This is a genomic window from Butyricimonas sp. RTP31003st1_G1_RTP31003_210430, from assembly GCF_040920905.1.
GTDB lineage: Bacteria > Bacteroidota > Bacteroidia > Bacteroidales > Marinifilaceae > Butyricimonas > Butyricimonas paravirosa.
Window position 1 is genome coordinate 1 of record NZ_JBCOSQ010000144.1, and the last position, 983, is coordinate 983.

The 983-nt window shown below is 41.2% G+C and carries 1 protein-coding gene and 1 pseudogene; both read left to right on the forward strand.

Translation table 11 applies throughout. The features are described 5' to 3' along the window. Positions 1-195: 195 nt before the first annotated feature. Positions 196-717 carry a UpxY family transcription antiterminator gene (locus AB5542_RS21280; RefSeq protein ID WP_087420688.1) on the forward strand — a complete coding sequence of 174 codons (522 nt, stop codon included), beginning with the start codon at positions 196-198 and terminating at the stop codon, positions 715-717. Positions 718-726: 9 nt separating this feature from the next. Further along, positions 727-983 (forward strand): annotated as a pseudogene (locus tag AB5542_RS21285) (hypothetical protein); the annotation flags it as partial.

The window sequence follows — 983 nt, forward strand, 5'->3', positions numbered from 1 at the left end:
TAAACGATCGTTTTTTTATAGGAAATGATGTTTATGCGGACAGCTTCTATGCGTTATTGCTGTTTAAGTATAGCGTACAGAACACATGGCAATAAATCAGGACTCGTGGTAGGGTTAGTGCGCGAAGCGTATCCAGTCGGGTCGTAATCTTCGAAATTGCCGGTATAAACACGAGCTTTTGTTAAAAAACAATCAATGATAACGACTGATAAATTAAACTGGTATGCCGCCTATACCCGTGTAAATCAAGAATTGGTCATTAAAAAGAAATTAGACGAATTAGGAGTAGAAAATTACCTGCCGCAGGAAGAGCGGGTACGTGAAACTCCACTTGGTCGAAAAAAGATCCGGGTTATCCTGATTCACGGGATGATCTTTATCCGGACAGATAAAGCGACTAGTTTTTCTTTACTGAACGATCACATGCTGAATGTCGTTTATTTGAAAGATCGTGAAGGACGTCATTCACTGATCATCCCGGATAAACAGATGGAAGATTTCATGTTTTTATTGGACTTTTCAACCGATGGTGTGGAAGTGCTTAATAAGGATCTGAAAAGAGGTGATCGTGTACGAGTGATCAAAGGGCCTTTGCTGGGCTTGGAAGGAGAACTGGTACGCTTGAAAGGACACAAGCGAGTCGTCATTCGTTTGGATGGTGTGGCATCTATTGCCACGTCTTATATACCAAGTTCGTTTCTGGAAAAAATAGAGTAATAGGAATCAATGGAAAAGAATTTATTTCGAGAAGTGTACAAGCAGGTGTGTGGATTGGCATTGAAAGATTGTCCCCCCTCGTCCTTGTCTGGACTTTTGCATGGTTACTTGTCGGTTTATTCGATGGTACGTGTGTATCCATGGTTAGAAGACGAGTATGGTAACCTTTGGGATATTCATGATAGAATACGAGAGATTGCTAGAGTGATTCAGGAATTGTTGAAAGATAAAGATATTCCGGTGGATACTCGTGCGGGGTATGTGGT

What these genes read in the sequence shown, in the direction of transcription:
- AB5542_RS21280 (WP_087420688.1), top strand. Translation starts at nt 196, where the DNA reads ATGATAACGACTGATAAATTAAACTGGTATGCCGCCTATACCCGTGTA.